Source organism: Geodermatophilus amargosae (genome assembly GCF_900116515.1).
Taxonomy (GTDB): domain Bacteria; phylum Actinomycetota; class Actinomycetes; order Mycobacteriales; family Geodermatophilaceae; genus Geodermatophilus; species Geodermatophilus amargosae.
Map to the genome: position 1 here is coordinate 37466 of NZ_FPBA01000030.1, position 22090 is coordinate 59555.

The 22090-nt window shown below is 74.6% G+C and carries 18 protein-coding genes; 12 read left to right on the forward strand and 6 right to left on the reverse strand.

Translation table 11 applies throughout. From position 1 onward, the window contains the following. Window positions 1–39 precede the first annotated feature (39 nt). The 11 genes from uvrC to BM414_RS25305 all read left to right on the forward strand — a co-directional run bounded on the left by uvrC (window position 40) and on the right by BM414_RS25305 (window position 12783). Window positions 40–2082 carry an excinuclease ABC subunit UvrC gene (uvrC, locus tag BM414_RS25255; RefSeq protein ID WP_093584141.1) on the forward strand — a complete coding sequence of 681 codons (2043 nt, stop codon included), beginning with the start codon at window positions 40–42 and terminating at the stop codon, window positions 2080–2082. After that, window positions 2079–3104 carry an RNase adapter RapZ gene (gene rapZ / locus BM414_RS25260; RefSeq protein WP_245784984.1) on the forward strand — a complete coding sequence of 342 codons (1026 nt, stop codon included), beginning with the start codon at window positions 2079–2081 and terminating at the stop codon, window positions 3102–3104. Before uvrC ends, rapZ begins: the two co-directional genes overlap by 4 nt. A 41-nt stretch (window positions 3105–3145) precedes the next feature. Next, window positions 3146–4078 carry a gluconeogenesis factor YvcK family protein gene (locus BM414_RS25265; protein WP_245784985.1) on the forward strand — a complete coding sequence of 311 codons (933 nt, stop codon included), beginning with the start codon at window positions 3146–3148 and terminating at the stop codon, window positions 4076–4078. A 112-nt stretch (window positions 4079–4190) separates the two neighbouring features. Continuing rightward, window positions 4191–5165, forward strand: a complete 975-nt coding sequence (gene whiA, locus BM414_RS25270) for a DNA-binding protein WhiA (RefSeq protein WP_204263308.1) — start codon at window positions 4191–4193, stop codon at window positions 5163–5165. Between the two features lie 162 nt (window positions 5166–5327). Further along, window positions 5328–7025, forward strand: coding sequence for a histidine kinase N-terminal 7TM domain-containing diguanylate cyclase (locus tag BM414_RS25275; RefSeq protein ID WP_093584143.1), 1698 nt, complete (start codon window positions 5328–5330; stop codon window positions 7023–7025). Between the two features lie 110 nt (window positions 7026–7135). Next, the gene (gene gap, locus BM414_RS25280) at window positions 7136–8143 is read left to right on the forward strand and encodes a type I glyceraldehyde-3-phosphate dehydrogenase (protein ID WP_093584145.1); all 1008 of its coding nucleotides are present in this window, start codon (window positions 7136–7138) and stop codon (window positions 8141–8143) included. Then, window positions 8143–9336 (forward strand): phosphoglycerate kinase, encoded by a 1194-nt coding sequence (locus BM414_RS25285; RefSeq protein ID WP_093584147.1) that lies wholly within the window; start codon window positions 8143–8145, stop codon window positions 9334–9336. Before gap ends, BM414_RS25285 begins: the two co-directional genes overlap by 1 nt. A gap of 12 nt (window positions 9337–9348) precedes the next feature. Next, window positions 9349–10164: a triose-phosphate isomerase gene (gene tpiA / locus BM414_RS25290; RefSeq protein ID WP_093584149.1), complete on the forward strand. Its 816-nt coding sequence runs from the start codon at window positions 9349–9351 to the stop codon at window positions 10162–10164. Between the two features lie 30 nt (window positions 10165–10194). After that, window positions 10195–12003 (forward strand): ABC transporter substrate-binding protein, encoded by a 1809-nt coding sequence (locus BM414_RS25295; protein WP_245784986.1) that lies wholly within the window; start codon window positions 10195–10197, stop codon window positions 12001–12003. A 35-nt stretch (window positions 12004–12038) separates the two neighbouring features. Continuing rightward, window positions 12039–12272 carry a preprotein translocase subunit SecG gene (secG, locus tag BM414_RS25300; protein WP_093584151.1) on the forward strand — a complete coding sequence of 78 codons (234 nt, stop codon included), beginning with the start codon at window positions 12039–12041 and terminating at the stop codon, window positions 12270–12272. A gap of 169 nt (window positions 12273–12441) precedes the next feature. Then, window positions 12442–12783 (forward strand): RNA polymerase-binding protein RbpA, encoded by a 342-nt coding sequence (locus tag BM414_RS25305; RefSeq protein ID WP_093584152.1) that lies wholly within the window; start codon window positions 12442–12444, stop codon window positions 12781–12783. Between the two features lie 94 nt (window positions 12784–12877). Here BM414_RS25305 and pgl read toward each other — a convergent pair whose 3' ends face one another. From pgl to tkt, 6 genes are all read right to left on the reverse strand, one after another. Continuing rightward, the gene (gene pgl / locus BM414_RS25310) at window positions 12878–13708 is read right to left on the reverse strand and encodes a 6-phosphogluconolactonase (protein ID WP_093584154.1); all 831 of its coding nucleotides are present in this window, start codon (window positions 13706–13708) and stop codon (window positions 12878–12880) included. Then, entirely contained in the window at window positions 13705–14886 is a 1182-nt protein-coding gene (locus BM414_RS25315; RefSeq protein ID WP_093584156.1) for a glucose-6-phosphate dehydrogenase assembly protein OpcA, read from the reverse strand. The genes pgl and BM414_RS25315 overlap by 4 nt, the downstream gene beginning before the upstream one ends. Before the next feature lie 31 nt (window positions 14887–14917). Then, on the reverse strand, window positions 14918–16435 hold the full coding sequence (gene zwf / locus BM414_RS25320; protein WP_093584158.1) for a glucose-6-phosphate dehydrogenase: 1518 nt from the start codon (window positions 16433–16435) through the stop codon (window positions 14918–14920). A 32-nt stretch (window positions 16436–16467) separates the two neighbouring features. Then, on the reverse strand, window positions 16468–18069 hold the full coding sequence (locus BM414_RS25325) for a glucose-6-phosphate isomerase (RefSeq protein WP_093584160.1): 1602 nt from the start codon (window positions 18067–18069) through the stop codon (window positions 16468–16470). Further along, window positions 18066–19172 carry a transaldolase gene (gene tal / locus BM414_RS25330; protein WP_093584162.1) on the reverse strand — a complete coding sequence of 369 codons (1107 nt, stop codon included), beginning with the start codon at window positions 19170–19172 and terminating at the stop codon, window positions 18066–18068. Before tal ends, BM414_RS25325 begins: the two co-directional genes overlap by 4 nt. Window positions 19173–19257: 85 nt before the next feature. Further along, window positions 19258–21483 (reverse strand): transketolase, encoded by a 2226-nt coding sequence (gene tkt, locus BM414_RS25335; protein WP_093584164.1) that lies wholly within the window; start codon window positions 21481–21483, stop codon window positions 19258–19260. Window positions 21484–21789: 306 nt separating this feature from the next. Here tkt and BM414_RS25340 point away from each other — a divergent pair. After that, a partial coding sequence (locus BM414_RS25340) for a hypothetical protein (protein ID WP_217644928.1) occupies window positions 21790–22090 on the forward strand: 301 nt, incomplete at its 3' end.

Genomic DNA, 22090 nt, shown 5'->3' on the forward strand with positions numbered 1-22090 from the left:
CCCCGGCGGACCGTCGGGGGTCCCACCTACTGTGGAGGCGTGCCCGACCCGTCCACGTACCGCCCGGCGGTCGGGAGCATCCCCGAGAGCCCGGGCGTCTACAAGTTCCGCGACCCGAACGGCCGGGTCATCTACGTCGGCAAGGCCAAGAGCCTGCGCCAGCGGCTGAACAGCTACTTCGCCGACGTCGCCGGCCTGCACCCCCGCACCCGCCAGATGGTGACGACGGCGGCCGCCGTCGAGTGGACCGTCGTCGGCACCGAGGTCGAGGCCCTCCAGCTCGAGTACAACTGGATCAAGGAGTTCGACCCGCGGTTCAACGTCCGGTACCGCGACGACAAGAGCTACCCGTCGCTGGCCGTGACCCTCAACGAGGAGTACCCGCGGCTGCAGGTGATGCGCGGGCCGAAGAAGAAGGGCGTCCGCTACTTCGGCCCCTACGCGCACGCCTGGGCCATCCGCGAGACCCTCGACACGCTCACCCGCGTCTTCCCCGCGCGCACCTGCTCCAACGGCGTCTTCAAGCGGGCCGGGCAGATCGGCCGGCCCTGCCTGCTCGGCTACATCGGCAAGTGCGCCGCGCCGTGCGTCGGCCGGGTCAGCGCCGACGAGCACCGGCAGGTCGTCGACGACTTCTGCGACTTCATGGCCGGCCGCACCGACGCCATGGTCCGGCGGCTGGAGCGGGAGATGGCCGAGGCCGCCGAGGCGATGGAGTACGAGAGGGCCGCCCGTCTGCGCGACGACCTCGGCGCGCTCAAGCGGGCCCTGGAGAAGCAGGCCGTCGTCCTCGGTGACGGCACCGACGCCGACGTCGTCGCCTTCGCCCAGGACGAGCTCGAGGCCGCCGTCCAGGTCTTCCACGTGCGCGGCGGCCGGGTCCGCGGCCAGCGCGGCTGGATCATCGACAAGGTCGAGGAGGTCACCACCGGCGAGCTGGTGGAGCAGTTCCTCCTGCAGGTCTACGGCGGGGTCGACGACGCCACCGGCACCACCGAGGCCGGCGAGGCGGTGCCCCGGGAGGTGCTCGTCCCCGAGCTCCCCGACGACGCCGACGTCTACGAGGAGCTGCTCAGCGAGCTGCGCGGCTCCCGGGTGTCGCTGCGGGTCCCGCAGCGCGGCGACAAGCGCAGCCTCATGGAGACCGTCGAGCGCAACGCCAAGGAGTCCTTCGCCCGGCACCGGGTCAAGCGCTCCAGCGACCTCACCGCCCGCTCGCTGGCGCTGTCGGAGCTGCAGGAGGCCCTCGAGCTGCCCGAGGCGCCGCTGCGCATCGAGTGCATCGACATCAGCCACGTGCAGCAGACCAACGTCGTCGCCTCGATGGTCGTGTTCGAGGACGGCCTGGCCAAGAAGTCCGACTACCGGCGCTTCTCCGTGCACGAGGGCACCGACGACACCGCGGCCATGGCCGAGGTGGTCCGCCGCCGCTTCGCCCGCCACCTCAAGGAGGAGGCCGACCGGCGCGACGAGCAGGGCATCGCCGCCGAGGAGGGCCGGCCGCGCCGGTTCGCCTACCCGCCGAACCTGCTCGTCGTCGACGGCGGCGCCCCGCAGGTGGCCGCCGCGGCGCGCTCGCTGGACGAGCTGGGCGTCGTCGACGTCGCCGTCTGCGGGCTGGCCAAGCGGATGGAGGAGGTGTGGCTGCCGGGCGAGACGGACCCGGTGATCCTGCCGCGCACCTCCGAGGCGCTGTACCTGCTCCAGCGGGTGCGCGACGAGGCCCACCGGTTCGCGATCACCTACCACCGGCAGAAGCGTTCGGTCAGCATGCTGGTCTCCCTGTTGGACGACGTCCCCGGTCTCGGGGAGACGCGGCGGAAGGCGCTGATGAAGCAGTTCGGGTCCCTCAAGCGGCTGCGCGCGGCCTCGGTCGAGGAACTGACGGCCGTCCCCGGCATCGGGCGGCGCACCGCCGAGGCGGTGCTGGCGGCCGTCGCCGAGCCCGCCGAGGGGCAGTCCTCCGCCGAGGCCGCCGTGGACACGGTCGAGAGCACGACGGCCCCCAGCGGGCCGGCCGAGCGGGGCACGCCCCGCCCGGCGGCAGGGGACACCGCCGAGGTCGGCCGGGTCGCCTCGTGAGCCGTGCGCAGGACACGGGGACGACGGTCCCCGCCGGCAACGGCGCGCCGCCGGAGCCGGACGCCGAGCCGGTCGCCGAGCCGGTCGTGAGGCCCTCGAGCGAGCCGCCCGCCGGCCCGCAGTCCGACGTCCCCGCGGCGCTCGACCCGGCGAGCACCGAGCTGCCGCCGGTCGAGGTCGTCGTCGTCACCGGGCTGTCGGGCGCGGGCAAGAACAGCGCCGGGCGGGTGCTGGAGGACCTCGGCTGGTTCGTCGTCGACAACCTGCCGCCGGCACTGCTGCTGCCCATGGTCGAGCTCGGCGCCCGCGGCGACGTCCGCCGGTTCGCCGCGGTGGTCGACGTCCGCAGCCGGGCGTTCTCCAGCGACCTGCAGGAGGCCATCCGGGTGCTCGCCGGGGCCGGGCACCGGCCGCGGGTGGTCTACGTGCACGCCCGCGACGAGGTGCTGGTGCGGCGCTACGAGTCCAACCGGCGCGAGCACCCGCTGCAGGGCTCCGGCCGCATCCTCGACGGCATCACCGCCGAGCGGGCGCTGCTCACCGGCATCGCCGGCGAGGCCGACCTGTGGGTCGACACCAGCGACCTCAACGTCCACCAGCTGCGCGCCACGCTGGAGAACGCCTTCGCCCGGGAGGGCCGCACCCCGCCGCTGACGGCGACCGTGCTGAGCTTCGGCTTCAAGTACGGGCTGCCGCTGGACGCCGACCTCGTCGTCGACGCGCGGTTCCTGCCCAACCCGCACTGGCTGCCCGAGCTGCGCCCGCACACCGGGCAGGACCCCGACGTGCGCGACTACGTGCTGGGCCAGGAGGACGCCGGGCCCTTCCTCGACCGCTACACCGAGGTGCTGCGGCTGCTCACCCCCGGCTACCGGCGCGAGGGCAAGCGCTACCTGACGCTCGCGGTCGGCTGCACCGGCGGCAAGCACCGCAGCGTCGCCATCGCCGAGGAGTTCGCCCGCCGGCTGGCCGCCGAGGGCATCGACACGGTCGCGCGCCACCGCGACCTGGGCCGCGAGTAGTGGGCGGCCCGGCAGCACCTGGAGCGGGGGCTCCACCGAAGGTGGTCGCCCTCGGCGGCGGGCACGGCCTGGCCGCCGCGCTGGGCGCCTGGCGGCAGCTCACCCCCGAGCTGACCGCCGTCGTCACCGTGGCCGACGACGGCGGCTCCTCCGGCCGCATCCGGCGGGAGATGCCGGTGCTGCCCCCTGGTGACCTCCGGATGGCGCTGGCCGCGCTCGCCGGCGAGGACCCGGGCCAGCAGGAGATGGCCCGGCTGCTGCAGCACCGGCTCGGCGGCACCGGCGTCCTGGCCGGGCACCCGGTCGGCAACCTCGTCCTCACCGGGCTGGTGGAGCTGCACGGCGGCGACACCGTCCGCGCCCTCGACGCCGTCTGCGAGCTCGTCGGCGCGTGCGGCCGAGTGCTGCCGATGGCCGACGTGCCGCTGGACCTCGTCGCCCGCGTGCAGACCGTCGACCCCGACGACCCCGCCCGCGCCCGCACCATCCGCGGGCAGGTCGCGATCGCCTCCACACCCGGGCGGGTCCGCGACATCCTCGTGTCGCCGCCGGACCCGCCCGTGCACCCCGACGTGCTGGCCGCCATCGCCGCCGCCGACGTCGTCTCGCTGGGCCCGGGGTCCTGGTACACGTCGGTGCTGCCGCACCTGCTGGTGCCGCGGCTGCGCGCCGCGCTGGCCGCAACCCGCGCCCGCGTCGTCGTGGTGCTCAACCTGGAGCCGCAGCCGGGGGAGACGGACGGGTTCTCCCCGGAGGAGCACCTGAGGGTGCTGCAGGCCCATCTGGGCGGTGTGGCGCTGCACACCGTGGTCGCGGATGCGGAATCGGTTGTTGACCGCTGTGGTCTGCTGTCAGCGGTGCGCGAGTGCGGCGCCGAGCTGGTACTGGCTCCGGTCGCCGCGCCCGACGGCTCACCACGTCACGACCCCGCGCGGCTGTCGGCCGCGCTGGCATCGGTGGTCGGGGCGCGGTGAGGGGGAACGGTCCCAACCGGTGCACCGGGAACGGTGGTGCGCGGACGGTACGAGGGGGAGAGGTGACGCCGAGGATGGCGCCGCAGCAGAGCAGGGGGTGGTCGTCGTGGCGATGACCGCCATGGTCAAGGACGAGCTGTCCCGGGTGGAGTGCACGCGGACCTCCGAGCGCAAGGCCGAGGTCACCGCGCTGCTGCGCTTCTCCGGGGGCCTGCACATCGTGGGCGGCCGGGTCGTGATCGAGGCCGAGCTGGACACCGGTTCGGTCGCGCGCCGGCTGCGCCGGGACATCAGCGAGGTCTACGGCTACACCAGCGGCGTCAGCGTGCTCGCCGGCGGCAACATCCGCCGCGGCGTGCGCTACCTGGTCCGCATCGCCAAGCACGGCGAGGGCCTGGCCCGGCAGACCGGGCTGGTCGACCAGCGCGGCCGCCCGGTGCGCGGCCTGCCGCCGTCGGTGGTCTCCGGCAGCATCAACGACGCCGAGGCCGCCTGGCGGGGGGCCTTCCTGGCGCACGGCTCGCTCACCGAGCCGGGCCGGTCCTCCTCGCTGGAGGTCACCTGCCCGGGCCCCGAGGCGGCCATGGCGCTGGTCGGCGCGGCGCGGCGGCTCGGCATCGCCGCCAAGGCGCGCGAGGTCCGCGGCGCCGACCGGGTGGTCGTCCGCGACGGCGACGCGATCAGCGCGCTGCTCACCCGCATGGGCGCGCACGACGCGGTCCTGGCCTGGGAGGAGCGGCGGATGCGCCGCGAGGTCCGGGCCACCGCCAACCGGCTGGCCAACTTCGACGACGCCAACCTGCGCCGCTCGGCCCGCGCGGCGGTGGCGGCCAGCGCCCGCGTCGAGCGGGCGCTGGAGATCCTCGCCGACGACGCCCCCGAGCACCTGCTGGTCGCCGGCCGGCTGCGCCTCGAGCACGGCCAGGCCTCGCTGGAGGAGCTCGGGCAGCGCGCCGACCCGCCGATGACCAAGGACGCCGTCGCCGGCCGGATAAGGCGTCTGCTGGCCATGGCCGACAAGCGCGCGAAGGACCTCGGCATCCCCGACACCGAGTCGGTCGTCACCGAGGACATGCTCGCCCAGTAGCGGGACCTCACGAGGGGGCCCCGCACCGGTGCGGGGGCCCCTCGTCCGTCCGCGGGCGCCCTCATCCCGAGGGGGTAACCGGCTCCAGAACGGACGCAGTCGAGCCGAATCTCCCGCCAGCGGCAGGCCGACAGGGCTCGCCCGTGGCCACGAGGAGCCGGGATGACACCACAGCTGTGGGCGGTGGTCTTCGCCTGCGCGGCGCTGGTCGCCGTGTGCACCGGGGTCCTGGCCTGGCGACAGCGAGACCGCACGCCCGCGGCGACCGCGCTCGCGGTGACCATGGGCGGCGTCGCCGTCTGGTCGCTGGCCGACGTCGCCGTCTACGGGCTGCAGACCGAGGTGGTGCGCCGGGTGTACCTCCCGCTGCTGCTCGCCTCGGTCGGCCTCGTCGTCATCGGCACGTACGTCCTCGCCCGCACCGTGTCCGACCCGTCCTGGCGGCTGGCGCCGCGGCGGGCCGCGCTGCTGCTCGTCGAGCCGCTGCTCATGGTGCTGTTCGCCGCCCTCCCGCCGACCCGCGACCTGGTCGTGTCCGGCATGGCCACGGGTCCGGCCGGCGGGGAGACCGAGGTCGTCTTCGGGCCGCTCTTCCTCGCCCACACCGCCTACTCCTACGTCCTGGTGGGCGTGGCCTACACCCACCTGGCACGCCGCTGGGTCGCCTCGGTCGGCGCCTTCCGCAGCCAGATCGGCATCCTGCTGGGGTCGGCGGTGCTCTCCACGACCGGCAACGTGGTCGCCGTCGTCAGCCAGCTGGACGGGCGCGGCACCGACGTCACCCCGCTGTTCTTCCTCGTCACCGGGCTGATCGACTGCTGGGCCATCTTCCGCGGCGGGCTGCTGCGGCTGGTCCCGGTCGCCCGGGAGCAGGTCGTCGACACCGTCCCCGACGCCGTCCTCGTCGTCGACCCCGGCGGCGTCCTCATCGACGTCAACCCGGCCGCCGAGCGGCTGCTCCGGCGGCTGCGGCCCGAGCTCGACGGCGACCTGGTCGGCCGTCCGCTCCCGGAGGTCGCCGGCCCCGCGGCGGTCGCCGTGCTCGGCACCACCGAGCGGCTCGACGGCCACCGCGTCGCCGAGGTCCGGCCGGGGGTCTGGCTGGACGTGCGGGACTCCGCCGTCGCCGACCCGCGCGGTCGCGCCCTGGGCCGGATCCTCGTCGTCCGCGACGTGAGCGAGCAGCAGCAGCGGCAGGTCGCCGTCGAGCGGCTCAACCGGCAGCTCGCCGAGCAGGTCGAGGAGGTCGAGCGGCTGCGCGCGGTCCTCGCCGAGGAGGCCGTCCGCGACCCGCTCACCGGGTTGCACAACCGCCGGCACCTCGACCGTGCGCTCGACGCCGACCTCGCGCACCGCCCGCGCACCGGGCAGCTGTCCCTCCTCGTCGTCGACATCGACCACTTCAAGACCGTCAACGACCGGTTCGGCCACGCCGCGGGCGACCGCGTCCTCACCTCCGTCGCCGGCACCCTGTCCGCCGCCGTCCGGGGGGGCGACACGGCCGCACGGCTCGGCGGCGAGGAGTTCGTCGTCGTCCTGCCCGGCGCCGGCCGCGAGCAGGCGCTCGTCCGCGCCGAGCAGGTCCGCCGCGAGGTGGCCGCGGCGCGGCACCTGCTCGACGGCGAGCCGGTCGCCGTGACGGTCAGCGTCGGCGTCGCCGTCTGCCCGGCCGACGGCACCTCGGCGGCCGCGCTGCTCGAGGCCGCCGACCGCGCCCTGTACACGGCCAAGGCCACCGGCCGCGACCGCGTGGTCGCCGCCGAGGCGCCCCTGCCGTCCGCCGTCCCGGTCCCGCCCGCCGCGGTGCTGCCCGTCCCCGCTCCGCCCCGCGACCTCCAGGAGCTCGTCCCCGGGGTCTGACCTCACCCGGACGGTCCACGTCCCGGCCGATAGGGTCGACGCCGATCGAGGCCGCGCGCCGTGCGGCCCACCGGGGCGACGGGCGTCGCCGGGACACATGGAGGTCTGTCGTGACCGTACGCGTGGGCATCAACGGGTTCGGCCGCATCGGCCGCAACTTCTGGCGGGCGGCCGCGGCCAGCGGCAAGGACATCGAGATCGTGGCGGTCAACGACCTGACCAGCCCCAAGGTCCTGGCCCACCTGCTCAAGTACGACAGCATCCTGGGCGTGCTCGGCGAGGACGTCGAGGCCTCCGACGGCGGCATCGACATCGCCGGCAAGACCATGCAGGTGCTCTCCGAGCGGGACCCGGCCTCGCTGCCCTGGGGCGACCTCGGCGTCGACGTCGTCGTGGAGTCCACCGGCTTCTTCACCAAGGCCGACGACGCCCGCAAGCACGTGGACAAGGGCGGCGCGAAGAAGGTCGTCATCTCCGCGCCGGCCACCGGCGACGACCTCACCATCGTCATGGGCGTCAACCACGAGCAGTACGACGGCTCGCAGACGATCATCAGCAACGCGTCCTGCACCACCAACTGCCTGGCCCCGCTGGCCAAGGTGCTCCACGACGCCTTCGGCATCGAGCGCGGCCTGATGACGACGATCCACGCCTACACCGCCGACCAGAACCTGCAGGACGGCCCGCACAAGGACCTGCGCCGCGCCCGCGCCGCCGCGCTCAACATGGTCCCGACCTCGACCGGCGCCGCCAAGGCGATCGGCCTGGTGCTGCCGGAGCTGCAGGGCAAGCTCGACGGCTACGCCATGCGCGTGCCCGTGCCCACCGGCTCCGCCACCGACCTCACCGTCCAGCTCACCCGCGAGGCCTCGGCCGACGATGTCGACGCCGCCTACCGCGCGGCCGCGGAGTCCGGGCCGCTGGCCGGGATCCTGACGTACACCTCGGCGCCGATCGTCTCCTCCGACATCGTCACCGACCCGGCCTCGTGCATCTACGACGCCAAGCTGACCAAGGTCTTCGGCCCGATGGTCAAGGTCCTCGGCTGGTACGACAACGAGTGGGGCTACTCCAACCGGCTGGTCGACTCCGTCGAGCTCGTCGGCGCCTCCGTCTGATGCGGTCCCTCGACGACCTGCTCGCCGAGGGGGTGTCGGGCCGGCGCGTGCTCCTGCGCGCCGACCTGAACGTCCCCCTCGACAAGCAGACCCGGGCGATCACCGACGACGGCCGGATCCGCGCCAGCCTGCCCACGCTGCAGGCCCTGGGCGACGCCGGCGCCCGCGTCGTCGTCGCGGCGCACCTGGGCCGGCCGAAGGGCGCGCCCGACCCGCAGTACTCGCTGGCACCGGTCGCCGCGCGCCTCGGCGAGCTGCTCGGCGCCGACGTCCCGCTGGCCTCCGACGTCGCCGGTGACGACGCCCGGGCGCAGGCGTCGTCGCTGGCCGACGGCGGCGTCCTGCTGCTGGAGAACGTCCGCTTCGAGGCCGCCGAGACGTCCAAGGACGACGCCGAGCGCGGGGAGCTGGCCGACCGGCTGGCCGCGCTCGCCGACGTCTACATCGACGACGCGTTCGGCGCGGTGCACCGCAAGCACGCGTCGGTGTACGACGTCGCCCAGCGGCTGCCGCACGTCGCCGGCCGGCTGGTGGCCACCGAGCTCGACGTCCTCACCCGGCTGACCAGCGACCCCGAGCGGCCCTACGTCGTGGTGCTCGGCGGGTCGAAGGTCAGCGACAAGCTCGCCGTCATCGAGGCGCTGCTGCCCAAGGTCGACCGGCTGCTCGTCGGCGGCGGCATGTGCTTCACCTTCCTGGCCGCACAGGGCCACGGCGTCGGGAAGTCGCTGCTGGAGGCCGACCAGGTCGACACCTGCCGCCGGCTGCTGGCCGACGCGGGGGAGCGCATCGTGCTGCCGCTGGACGTCGTCTGCGCGCCGGAGTTCAGCGCCGACACCGAGACCACCGTCGTCCCGGTCGAGCAGATCCCCGACGGGCAGCTGGGCCTCGACGTCGGCCCCCGCACGGTCGAGGCCTTCGGCGGCGAGCTGGCCGGGGCGCGCACGGTGTTCTGGAACGGCCCGATGGGCGTGTTCGAGCTGGCGCCCTTCCAGGCCGGCACCCGCGGCGTGGCCGAGGCCGTGGCCGCCGTCGACGGCCTGTCGGTGGTCGGCGGCGGCGACTCCGCCGCCGCGGTCCGCCAGCTCGGCCTCGACGAGGCGTCCTACGGGCACATCAGCACCGGCGGCGGCGCGTCGCTGGAGTACCTCGAGGGCCGGGAGCTGCCGGGCCTCGCGGTGCTGGCGGACTGAGGAGCGACAGCGATGGCACGCACCGCCCCCCGGGCGCCGCGCACCGGCCGCCGGCCGCTGATCGCGGGCAACTGGAAGATGCACATGACGCACCTGGAGGCCATCGGCCTGGTGCAGAAGCTGGTCTTCAGCCTCACCGAGAAGGACCTCGACGACGCCGAGGTCGTCGTCCTGCCGCCGTTCACCGCGCTGCGCAGCGTGCAGACCCTGGTGACCGGCGACAAGCTGCCCGTCGGCTACGGCGCGCAGGACCTGTCGGCGCACGACTCCGGCGCTTACACCGGTGAGGTCAGCGGTGCGATGCTCGCCGCGCTGGCCTGCCGGTTCGTCGTCGTCGGCCACTCCGAGCGGCGCGCGCTGCACGGCGAGGACGACGCCACGGTGGCGGCCAAGGTGCAGGCGGTCCTGCGGCACGGCCTCACGCCGATCCTGTGCGTCGGCGAGGGCCTCGACGTCCGCCGCGCCGGGCAGCACGTCGGGCACTGCACCGACCAGCTCGACGCCGCGCTCGAGGGGCTGACGGCCGAGCAGGTCCGCGGCATCGTGCTCGCCTACGAGCCGGTCTGGGCGATCGGCACCGGCGAGGTGGCCACTCCCGACGACGCCCAGGAGGTCTGTGGCGCACTCCGGTCGCGCCTCGACGGGCGTTTCGGCCCGGAGACGGCCGCGGTGGTCCGTATCCTCTACGGCGGGTCGGTGAAGGCCGCCAACACGGCCGGGATCCTGGCCGGGCCGGACGTCGACGGTGCACTCGTCGGGGGCGCGAGCCTCGACACCGACGAGTTCGCGCAGATCTGTCGGAGCGCCGCAGGGGGCAGCAGCAGCTAGCCGCCCGCGGCCGAACGGGGGGTGGGGTGGGTGGGCAGTACGCTGCACGGGCCCACCCGCTCCCGGTCCTCCCGGCTGGCGGGGCTGCTGCGGGGCACCGCCGGGCGCGTGCTCGGCCTGGTCCTCGTCGTCCTGCTGGTGGTCGCCGTGGCGGTCAGCTGCAGCGGCGGCGGCAGCGACGACTCCGGCGTCCCGGTGCTCGGCGACGGCCCCGACGCCGGCGTGGACGGCGTCCGCGCACCCTCCGACGCGGCGGGCGGCACGCTGCGCGTGGTCACCAGCGAGGTCGACAGCCTCGACCCGCAGCGGTCCTACCAGCCGGGTGTCTGGAACCTCATGCGGCTCTACACCCGCACGCTGGTCACCTACGCCAGCGAGCCGGGGCGCACCGGCGAGCTGGTGCCCGACCTCGCCACCGACACCGGCACCACCCCCGACGGCGGGCTGACCTGGACGTTCACCCTCGAGCAGGGCGCGCTGTTCGAGGGCGGGGCGCCGATCACCTCCCGCGACGTCAAGTACGGCATCGAGCGGTCGTTCGCCTCCGACGTCGTCGTCGGCGGCCCCACGTACGTCGTGGACCTGCTCGACGACCCCGACAACCCCTACGCCGGGCCCTACCAGGACGAGGCCCCGGACAAGCTGGGGCTGGCGGCGATCGAGACGCCCGACGACGCGACGATCACCTTCCGGCTGCGGTCGGCGCAGCCGGACTTCCCCTACGTCCTGGCGCTGCCCTCGAGCAGCCCGGTGCCCGTCACCAACGACACCGGCGCCGCCTACGGCAGCGACCCGGTCTCCTCCGGCCCCTACGCGATCACCACCGTGGACGCCCAGACCGGCATCGTGCTCGACCGCAACCCCCACTGGGACGCGGCCACCGACGAGGTCCGCACGGCGCTGCCCGACCGCGTCGTCGTCCGCACCGGCCTGTCCAACCTCGAGCGGGACCAGGCACTGCTGGCCGGCTCGGCCGACGTGGACATCTCCGGCACCGGCCTGCACGCGGCGACCGAGTCCCGGCTCGCGGAGGGTGCCGGCGGGGACGTGCCGCTGGCCGACCGCGTCGACGACCTCACCACCGGCGCCGTGCGGCTGCTCGCGCTGCCCACCGACGTCGCGCCGATGAACGACCCCGGCTGCCGCGCCGCGGTGGCCGCCGCGATCGACCGCCGCGCCGTCCAGGAGACCGTGGGCGGGGCCGACGCCGCCGTGCGGACGTCGCGGCTGTGGCCGCGGTCGCTGGACGGCGGCCCCGAGGACCCCGACCCGGGTCCCGACCCGGACGCCGCCCGGGCCGCGCTGGAGGCCTGCGGGCAGCCGGAGGGCTTCAGCACCGTGCTGGCCGTCCCGGACGCGTCGGCGAGCGTCCTCGTCGCCGAGAAGGTCGCCGAGCAGCTCGCCGAGGTGGGCATCACCGTGGAGGTGCGGCCGCTGCCGGCGACCACCTTCTACGCCACCGACGTCGGCAGCCCGGACAACGTGGCCCGCAACGGCTTCGGCATCGTCCTGGCCACCTGGACCGCCGACTTCCCGACACCGGGCTCGTTCCTCGTGCCGCTGGTCGACGGGCGCTCGATCAGCCTGGTCGGCAACACCGACTACGCCCGGCTCGCCGACCCCGCGATCTCCGGGCTGGTGGACACCGCCCGGGCGGCCGCCGACCCGGAGGCCGCGCGCAGCGCCTGGCGGGACGTCGCGACGGCGGCCGGCGCGACCGGTGCCTACGTGCCGCTGGTGGAGACGCGGGTGCAGCTCCTGGCGGGGCAGCGGCTGCACAACGGGCTGGTCATGGAGCCCTACGCCGGCCACGACCTGGCCACCGCGGGCGTGCGCTGACCGGGACGCCCCGGCACTCCGGTTAGGCTGGGGGCGTGTTCGAACTCGTCCTCAACGTGCTGCTGGTCCTCACCAGCGTGATGCTGGTGGTGCTGATCCTGCTGCACCGTGGCAAGGGCGGCGGCCTGTCCTCGATGTTCGGCGGCGCGGTCTCCTCGCAGCTGTCCGGGTCCTCCGTCGTCGAGAAGAACCTCAACCGGCTGACGGTCATCGTCGGGTTCGTCTGGGCCGTGTGCGTCGTGACGCTGGGGATCCTGCTCAAGGTCTGAGTGTGAGGACCCCGCTGCCCTCCACCGCTCGCGAGCGCGCGGCGGGACCCTGCAGCGGTCCCGAACCGCAGGTCGGAGCGAAATCGTGATCGAGGGAACACCCCGCAGGCCATAGACTGCCCCGGCGGTGCGTCCAGCGCCGTGCAGGTCCGTCCACAAGGGGGCGCTCGTGGCTGGTGGCAACGCGATCCGGGGGACCCGGGTCGGTGCGGGTCCGATGGGTGAGGCCGAACGGGGGGAGGCAGCGCCGCGGCACCGGGTCGGTTACTGGTGCAGCTCGGGTCACGAGACCCGGGTGGCCTTCGCCGCCGACGCGGAGATCCCGGAGTCCTGGGACTGCCCGCGCTGCGGCCTCCCGGCCGGCCAGGACGCGCAGGCGCCGCCGCCGGCGCCGCGGACCGAGCCCTACAAGACCCACCTCGCCTACGTGCGGGAGCGGCGCAGCGACGCCGACGGCGACGCCCTCCTCGAGGAGGCCCTCGCCAAGCTGCGGGCCCGCCGCGGCGCCTAACACGCCGAACTGACGGCCTCGGCGGCGCGGTACTCCGCCGCCGAGGCCTCCGGCGTGTCCGGGGCGAGCAGTCCCCGGCCGCCAGGATCCGCCGTCAGCCGGCCCCGGGCAGCCGGCTCGCCGCCGCGGCGTCGAGCAGCCAGCGGGTGGCGCGGCGGCCGCGGGCGCCGGCGGCGGGGACGTCCGTGCGGGCGGCACCACCGAGGGCCCGCGCGACGGCCTCCGCCTTGCCCTCGCCCGACACCAGCAGCCAGACCTCCTCGGCAGCGGCGATCGCGGAGAAGCCGAGGCTCACCCGCGTGGGCGGCGGCTTCAGGCAGTCCCGCACCGCGACCACCGTGCGCTCGTCGGTCGCCGCGGGGGAGTCCGGGAAGATCGAGGCGACGTGGCCCTCTGGGCCCATCCCCAGCAGCAGGAGGTCGAGGCGGGGGACCGGGCCGTCGCCGGCGGCGTCGGACAGGGCCCCGGCGTACCAGTCCGCGGCCTCCTCCGGGGTGTCGAAGCCGGCGTCGGAGGCGGGCATCGGGTGCACCCGCTCCGGCGGGACCCCCACCCGGTCCAGGAGCGCCTCGCGGGCGCCCTTCTCGTTGCGCTCGTCGTCGTCGGCGGGCACGAAGCGCTCGTCACCCCACCAGACGTCGACCGCCGTCCAGTCGACCTGCTGGCCGGGGGCGGGCTCCGCGGCCAGTTCGGCGACGTGCCGCAGCACCGCCGTGCCGATGCCGCCGCCGGTCAGCACCACCGACGCCGTCCCGTGCACCGCCTGGGCGGCGGCCAGCCGGGCGAGGAGGGCGGACGCCACCGCCCGCGCCAGCGCCTCCGCGTCGGGCTCCACCACCACCTGGAGACCGGGGACGTCGGCGAGCGGGCCGTCGGCCGCCTCCGCCAGCGCGGCGAGGATCCGGTCCCCGGGCGGGAGCGTCACCGGGCCGCCTCGGGCGCTGACTCGGGCGCTGACTCGGGCGCTGCCTCGGGCGCGGTCGGGTCCGGGGTGTCGTGCTCGCCGTGCTCGGCCACCTCGTCGGCTCCCTCGGAGTCCAGGGGCACGGTCGGCGCCTCGCCGTGCGGGCTGTCCTCCCCGACGTCGTCCTTCGCGAACGGCGCGCCCGTCTGCTCGGCCGGGTCGACCCAGACGTGCGCGCGGACCGGGGCACGGCCGACCAGGCCGGTCAGCCCGGTCGCGGCCTCCAGCGCCTCGGCGTAGGGCTCGTCGGAGTCCAGCCGGCGCAGTTCCTCGCCCAGCAGGTCGCCGAGCGGGCGGTCGGGCAGAGCCATCGTCGCGTCGGGCCGATAGGGCTGGCTGATCACCGCGCCGCCTCGGCGGTCGGTGTGCACCCGGACCTCCTCGTCCTGGTCCAGGGTCAGCAGCACCGAGTCGATGCCGCTGGGCCCGGGGTGCCGGGTCGCCTGGACGACCTCCGACGCGATGCCGGTGCGCGCCGCGATCCAGCCGCTGAGCAGCTGCGCGGTGCCCGCGCCGGGATCCCCCTCGATGCGGGCACCGAGCACCCGGACGGCGTCGCCCCGGCGGCCGGAGACCGAGTCCAGGGCGGAGGTCAGCGTGGCCCGCCAGCCGGTGGCGCGGGTCCAGGTCAGGTCGGTGTCGCCGGGGGCGTAGTCCTGGGCCCGCGTGCGCAGCGCGGCGAGCTGGTCGGCCGAGGCGGCGCTGTCGGTGATCCGCCGGTCGGCGATGACCGCCAGCGCGTCGGTGGTGAGCTGCCGCGGCGGCTCGGTGTGCCACCAGGTGACCACCGGCGCGTCGGCGGCCAGCAGGGGGAGCACGACCGACTCGGCGTGCAGGGCCAGCCGCCCGTACATGCGCATGACGACCGCCTCGCCGGGGCCCAGCCGCCCGCCGATCGACACCTCGGCGTCCAGCCGGGGCACCGGGGCCTCGATCTGCCGGCGGACGACGACGAGGATCCGGCAGGGGTGCTGCTCGGCGGCGACCGTCGCGGCCTCCTCGGCCTCGGCCACGCGGCCCTCGTCGGCGACGACCACGAGGGTCAGCGCCACGCCGGAGAGCACCGCCCCGCCGGTCCGCCGCTGGGTGGCCAGCTCCTTGACCACCGCGGAACCGGTGGTGTCCCACAACGTCGTCACGGGGTCTCCTCTGCTCGGGTGGGCCGGCCGCTCACGGTCGCCGCCACCGGCGCCCTTCGGCGGCCAGCATCTCGTCGGCGGCGCGCGGTCCCCACTCGCCGGCCCGGTAGGGCTGCGGCGTGCTGCCGGACCAGAACTCCTCCAGCGGGTCGATGACCGCCCAGGACGCCTCGACCTCGGCGTTGCGCGGGAACAGCGTCGCGTCCCCGAGCAGGACGTCGAGCAGCAGCCGCTCGTAGGCCTCGGGGCTGGCCTCGGTGAACTGCTCGCCGTAGAGGAAGTCCATGGACACGTCCCGGACCTCCATGACGCTGCCGGGCACCTTCGACCCGAACTTCAGCGTCACCCCCTCGTCGGGCTGCACGCGCACGACCAGCTGGTTGTTGCCCAGCTCCTCGGTGTCGGTGTCGGCGAAGGGCAGGTGCGGCGCCCGCTTGAACACCAGCGCGATCTCGGTGACCCGGCGGGGCAGCCGCTTGCCGGTGCGCAGGTAGAACGGCACCCCGGCCCAGCGGCGCGTCTCCACGCCGAGCCGGACGGCGGCGAAGGTCTCGGTGGCCGACTCCGGGTCGACGCCCTCCTCCTGCCGGTAGCCCCTGGCGCGCTGGCCGGCCAGCCAGCCCTGCTCGTACTGTCCGCGGACGGCGAAGCGGCGCAGGTCCTCGGGCAGCGACACCGCCCGGAGCACCTTGAGCTTCTCGGTGCGGATCTCGTCGGCGGAGAACTCGACCGGCTCCTCCATGGCGGTCAGCGCCAGCAGCTGCAGCAGGTGGTTCTGCAGCACGTCGCGGGCCGCGCCGGTCTTCTCGTAGAAGCCCGCGCGCCCCCCGATGCCGACGTCCTCGGCCATGGTGATCTGCACCGAGTCCACGTGGTGGCCGTTCCAGACCGGCTCGAACAGCTCGTTGGCGAACCGCATCGCCATGAGGTTCTGGACGGTCTCCTTGCCCAGGTAGTGGTCGATGCGGAAGACGTCCTCGGCGCTGAACACCGAGTCGACGAGCTCGTTGAGCTCCCGGCTGGAGGCCAGGTCGGTGCCGAAGGGCTTCTCGACGACGACCCGCCGCCACCGGTCGGGCGTGCTCTCTGCCATGCCGGTGCGCTGCATCTGCTTGAGCACGACCGGGAACATCGCCGGCGGGATCGACAGGTAGAACGCGGCGTTGCCGCCGATGCCGTGGCTGCTCTCCAGGTCCGACAGCGCGTTGGCGAGCTGGTCGAAGGCGTCGTCGTCGTCGAAGGAGCCCTGGACGAACCGGACGTTGCCGGCCAGCCGCTCCCAGACCTCCTCGCGCCACGGGGTGCGGGCGGCGTTGCGGGCGGCGTCGCGGGCCAGCTCGGCGAAGTCCTGGTCACCCCAGTCCCGCCGGGCGAAGCCCAGCAGCGCGAAGTTGGTGGGCAGCAGCCCGCGGTTGGCCAGGTCGTAGACCGCCGGGAGCAGCTTCTTGCGGGCCAGGTCGCCGGTGATGCCGAAGACGACCAGGGCGCACGGCTCGGGGACCCGCGGCAGCCGCCGGTCCCGGGGGTCGCGCAGGGGATTGGGGATCACAGGCCCTCCTCGTGGGGCTGGAGAGCGGACGCTCAGCCGAGGGTGTCGAGCACCTGAGCGATGCCGGCGGACCGGTCGGTCAGGTGCAGGTGCAGGAGCGGGCGCTGCCGGTCGGCCAGCGCCTGGCGGTAGCCGGCGGCCTGGGCGGCCTGCAGCACGCCGAAGGAGTAGGGCCGGTCGGGCACCGGCAGGTCCTCGGGGACCGCCCCGGTCAGCTGCAGGAACACCCCGACCTGCGGGCCGCCCTCGTGGTACTGGCCGGTCGAGTGCAGGAAGCGCGGCCCCCACCCGAAGGTGACCGCGTGCTCCGTCCGCCGGGCCACCGCCGCGCGCAGCTCCCCGGCGCGGGCGTCCGCCACGCGGTCGAGGTAGGCCATGACGGCGAGGTAGCCGCGCGGCGGGACGGCGGCCAGCAACGCGTCGAGGGCCAGGCGCAGCCCGTCGGACGCCGACAGGTCGACGCCGTCGAGCACACCGCCGGAGGCGCACAGCTCCACCGCGCCGATCGTGGCCAGCGGCCGCTCGTCGGGCAGGCCGGACTCGAGGATCCGTGCGGTGTTCTCCTCGGACGCGGTCACGTTCGGTTGTTCGAAGGGGTTGATCCCCAGCACCCGGCCGGCCACGGCCGTCGCGAACTCCCAGCCGAGGAACTGCGCGCCGAGCGGCCCGGTGACGCCGACCGACGGCCGGCCCGCGACCGGGTCGCCGTCGACGACGGCCAGCAGCGCGTCCGGTGCCGTCGAGCCCGGCGCGTCCACCGACTCGAGGACGACGGGCAGCAGCCCGCGGCCCCCCTTGCCGGTGGACTCCGCGATGAGTTGCTCGGCCCAGTCGCCGAAGCCCTCGGTGCGCGGGCCACTGCCGGCACCGAGGGCCACCTTGTCGCGGCCGGTCCGGAAGCCGGCGCCCAGGGCCACGCCGAGCTCCAGCGCCGGGTTGCCCGGCTCGGTGAGGTGCTCGGCGAGGTCGGCCGCCTCGTCGAGCAGCGCGCCGACGTCGACCCCGGCCAGGGCCGCGGGCACCAGGCCGAACGCCGACAGGGCGCTGTAGCGGCCGCCGACGTTCGGGTCGGCCAGGAACACCGCACGGGCGCCCATGGCGGCGGCGGTGTCGGCCAGCGGCGAGCCGGGGTCGGTGACGACGACGAAGCGGCGGCCGACCTCCTTCTCGTCCAGCCCGACCTCGGTGAACGCGGCCACGAAGGCCCGCCGGTGGCTCTCGGTCTCGATCGTGCCGCCGGACTCGGAGCTGACCACGACCACGGTGCGGTCGAGGTCGCTCATCGCCCCGGCGACCTGGCCGGGATCGGTGGTGTCGAGGACCACCAGCGGCACGCCCGCGGTGCGGCAGATGACCTCCGGCGCGAGCGACGAGCCGCCCATGCCGCACAGCACCACCCGGTCGAGACCCTCGCCGGCCAGCTCGGCGCGCAGTTCCGCCAGGCCCGACACCAGCGCGCGGGAGGTCGCCGGCAGGTCCAGCCACCCGAGCCGGACCGAGGCCTCGCTCTCGGCCTCGGGGCCCCAGAGGGTGGCGTCCTCGGCGACCAGCCGCTTTGCGACGTCGTCGTCGCCCAGCTGGGTGCGGACGTTCTCCGGGACCTCGAGGCCGGAGCAGCGGAACTGCAAGGTCACGCCTTGTCCTCGAGCTCTTCCTTGACCGAGTCGGTGAGCTCGTCCCACGAGTCGACGAACTTCTGCACGCCCTCGTCCTCGATGACGCGGAAGACGTCGTCGAGGTCGACCCCGGCGTCGGCGATGGCCTTCATCGTGGCCGTCGCGTCGTCGTAGGCCTCCTGCACCGGGGTGCCCGGGCTGCCGTGGTCGGCGTAGGCCTTGAGCGTCTTCTCCGGCATCGTGTTGACCGTGCCGGGGGCGATGAGCTCGCTGACGTACAGGGTGTCGGAGTACTCGGGGTTCTTGACGCCGGTCGAGGCCCACAGCGGCCGCTGCGGGCGGGCGCCCTTGGCCTCCAGCGCCTTCCAGCGGTCGGAGGAGAAGACCTCCTCGTAGGCCTGGTAGGCCAGCTGGGCGTTGGCCAGCGCGGCCTTGCCCTTGAGCGAGGGGTCGGCCCCGACCTTGTCCAGCCGCTTGTCGACCTCGGTGTCCACGCGGGACACGAAGAAGGACGCGACGGACGCGATCTGGGTCAGGTCGGCGTCGGCGTCCTCGGCCACCCGCTGCTCCAGGCCGGAGAGGTAGGCGTCCATGACGGCGCGGTACCGCTCGGAGCTGAAGATGAGGGTGACGTTGACGCTGATGCCGCGCGCGATCGAGGTGGTGATCGCCGCCAGCCCCTCCTCGGTCGCCGGGATCTTGATGAACAGGTTCGGCCGGTCCACGAGCCACCACAGGTGTGCGGCCTCGGCCGCCGTCGCGTCGGTGTCGTGGGCCAGGCCCGGCGCCACCTCCAGCGACACCCGGCCGTCGCCGGGCTGCCGCTCGGCGACCGGCGCGAGCAGGTCGCAGGCGTCCCGGACGTCGGCGGCGGTGATGGTGCGCAGCGCCTCCTCCACGCTCACCTTGCGGACGGCCATCGCGTGCAGCTGGTCGTCGTAGGACTCCGACCCGCTGATCGCCGCGGCGAAGATGGTCGGGTTGGTGGTGACGCCGACGACGGAGAACTCGTCGACCAGGGACTGCAGGTTGCCGCTGCGGATGCGGTCGCGCGACAGGTCGTCGAGCCAGACGGCGACGCCCGCCTTCGACAGCTGGGCCAGGTTCTCGTTCTGTGCCATGGTCAGGTCCCTTCCGGACTGGTGCGGTACGGCTCCCTGCAGGGTCCCGCCGCGAGCCTGCGAGTGGTGGGGAGCAGGGGGTCCTTCATCGGTCGCCGGTCGGGTGGGGGAGGCCGCCGGTGGCCGCAACCGGGCCGGCCGGCACGGCGTTCCCGGAGCGGGCGGCCTCGAGGGACTCGCGCGCGGCGGTGACGACGGCCTCGTCGGTGAGCCCGAACTCCTCGTACAGGACGGAGTAGGACGCGCTGGCGCCGTAGTGCGTCAGCCCGACGATCCGGCCGGCGTCGCCGACGAACTCCCGCCAGCCCATCGGCACGCCGGCCTCGACGCTGACGCGCGCGCGGACCGTGGGCGGCAGGACCTCGTCCTTGTAGGCCTGGTCCTGGTCGGCGAACCACTCGACGCAGGGCACGGAGACCACGCGGGTCGGGACGCCGTCGGCCTCGAGCCGCTCGCGGGCGGCCACGGCGATCTGCACCTCTGAGCCGGTGCCAAGCAGGATCACCTCGGGCTGCCCGTTCGAGGCGTCGGCCAGCACGTAGGCACCGCGCGCGGTGCCCTCCGCCGAGCCCATCTGCGAGCGGTCGAACACCGGCAGGTTCTGCCGCGACAGCAGCAGGCCGGCCGGGCGGTCGTTGTTCTCGAGGACGGTCCGCCAGGCGACGACGACCTCGTTGGCGTCGGCCGGGCGGACGACGTCGAGGCCGGGGATGGCCCGCAGCGCGGCGAAGTGCTCGATCGGCTGGTGGGTCGGGCCGTCCTCGCCCAGGCCGATCGAGTCGTGTGTCCACACGTAGGTGACCGGCAGCTGCATGAGCGCGGCCAGGCGGACCGCGCCGCGCATGTAGTCGGAGAAGGTGAGGAAGGTGCCGCCGTAGACGCGGGTGCCGCCGTGCAGCGCGATGCCGTTCATGACCGCGCCCATGGCGTGCTCGCGGACGCCGAAGTGGAGGGTGCGGCCGTAGGGCCCGCCGTTCCACATCTTCGTCTGGCGGTTGGCCGGCAGGAACGAGGGCTCACCCTCGACGGCGGTGTTGTTGCTCTCCGCGAGGTCGGCCGACCCGCCCCACAGCTCCGGCAGCGCCGGGTAGAGCGCGGCGAGCACCTTGCCCGACGCCTTGCGGGTGGCCACGCCCTTGGGGTCGGCGTCGAAGGTCGGCAGCGCGTCGGCCCAGCCCTCGGGCAGCTCGCGCTGCCCCATGCGGGCCAGCAGGGCCGCGCGCTCGGGCTGCTCGGACTTCCACGCCGCGAAGCGCTCCTGCCACTCGGCGTGGTCCTGTGCGCCCGTCTCCACGACCGAGCGGGCGTGGGCGATCACCTCGTCGTCGACCTCGAAGGTCTTGTCGGGGTCGAAGCCGAGGACCTCCTTGGTGGCGCGCACCTCGTCGTCGCCGAGCGCGGAGCCGTGGGCGGCGCCGGTGTTCTGCTTGTTCGGCGACGGCCAGCCGATGATCGTCCGCAGCACGACGAGCGACGGGCGGCCGGTCTCGGCCTTGGCGGCGGCGAACGCGGCGTCGACGGCGGCCAGGTCCTCGCCGTCGTCGACCTGCTGCACGTGCCAGCCGTAGGCCTCGTAGCGCTTGCCGACGTCCTCGGTGAAGGCGACGGTCGTGTCGTCCTCGATGGAGATCTTGTTGTCGTCGTAGACGAGGACGAGGTTGCCCAGCTGCTGGGTGCCGGCCAGCGACGACGCCTCGCCGCTGACGCCCTCCTCCAGGTCGCCGTCGGAGGCGAAGGCCCAGATAGTGTGGTCGAAGAGGCTCTCGCCCTCGGGGGCGTCGGGGTCGAGCAGGCCGCGCTCGCGGCGGGCGGCCATCGCCATGCCCACGGCGTTGCCGACGCCCTGGCCGAGCGGGCCGGTCGTCGTCTCCACGCCGGGCGTGTGGTTGACCTCGGGGTGGCCCGGGGTCTTCGAGCCCCAGGTGCGCAGCGCCTGCAGGTCCTCGAGCTCGAGGCCGTAGCCGGCGAGGTACAGCTGCACGTAGAGCGTCAGGCTCGAGTGGCCCATGGAGAGCACGAAGCGGTCGCGGGCCACCCAGTTCGGGTCCGTGGGGTCGTGCCGCAGCCACTTGTGGAACAGCAGGTAGGCCGTGGGGGCCATGCTCATCGCGGTGCCGGGGTGGCCGTTACCGACCTTCTGGACGGCGTCCATGGCCAGCACGCGGGCGGTGTCGATGGCCCGCCGGTCGAGGTCGCCGAAGCCCTCGGGCAGCGTCGGGTGCGGCTGGCGCGGCGAGCCGGTCGGGGAGTCGGAGGCGGCCTCGGCGGGGGCCTCTGACTCCGTGCTCTTCGTGTCGTTGGCCTGGGTCATGACGGGCGGGACTCCTCGAGGTCGGCCGTGCGCGGGGCCGTCCGGGGGACCGGTGTCCCGTGCTCCCGGGCGGACTACGGAGGTGCGGGGGGTGGTACCGGACGCAGCGGGTGCGGCTGTGTCCGGAGTCCCCATCGACCCGTGACCCTCCGTCGTCGGCGACGGCCCTACCCGCAGTTCCCGCGGCGTCAACGTGATCAGACCCTAGTCATGCGGAGCCGCCCCCGGCCGGGCGGAAGACCTGTTCCTGCGTCCGACGACGCGCCAGCGAGGAGGCCGGGCGCTGAGAGCCGGCCGCCACCCCGCATGCGCACCGGGGCGAGCAGGGGTGCACCGGACCGGGTGAACCTCCTCAATACCGATGCGCTGACCACCGATGGGCTCTGCATGACCCGATCGTCGTGGCAGCAGAGACTCGTCCTCGGACTGGTGATGCTGGGCGTCACCTCCTTCCTCGTCATCGCCCCGCCGGTGTCCACCCGAGCGGCTGCCGAGACCTCGACCGTCTCCACGGGGCGGGTGTTGGAGACGGGGGTGGAGGTGTTCTCGTTGTGGCGGGACTGGCCGGTGAACGAGTTGGTGCTGGATCGGGTGGTGGAGTCGGGGT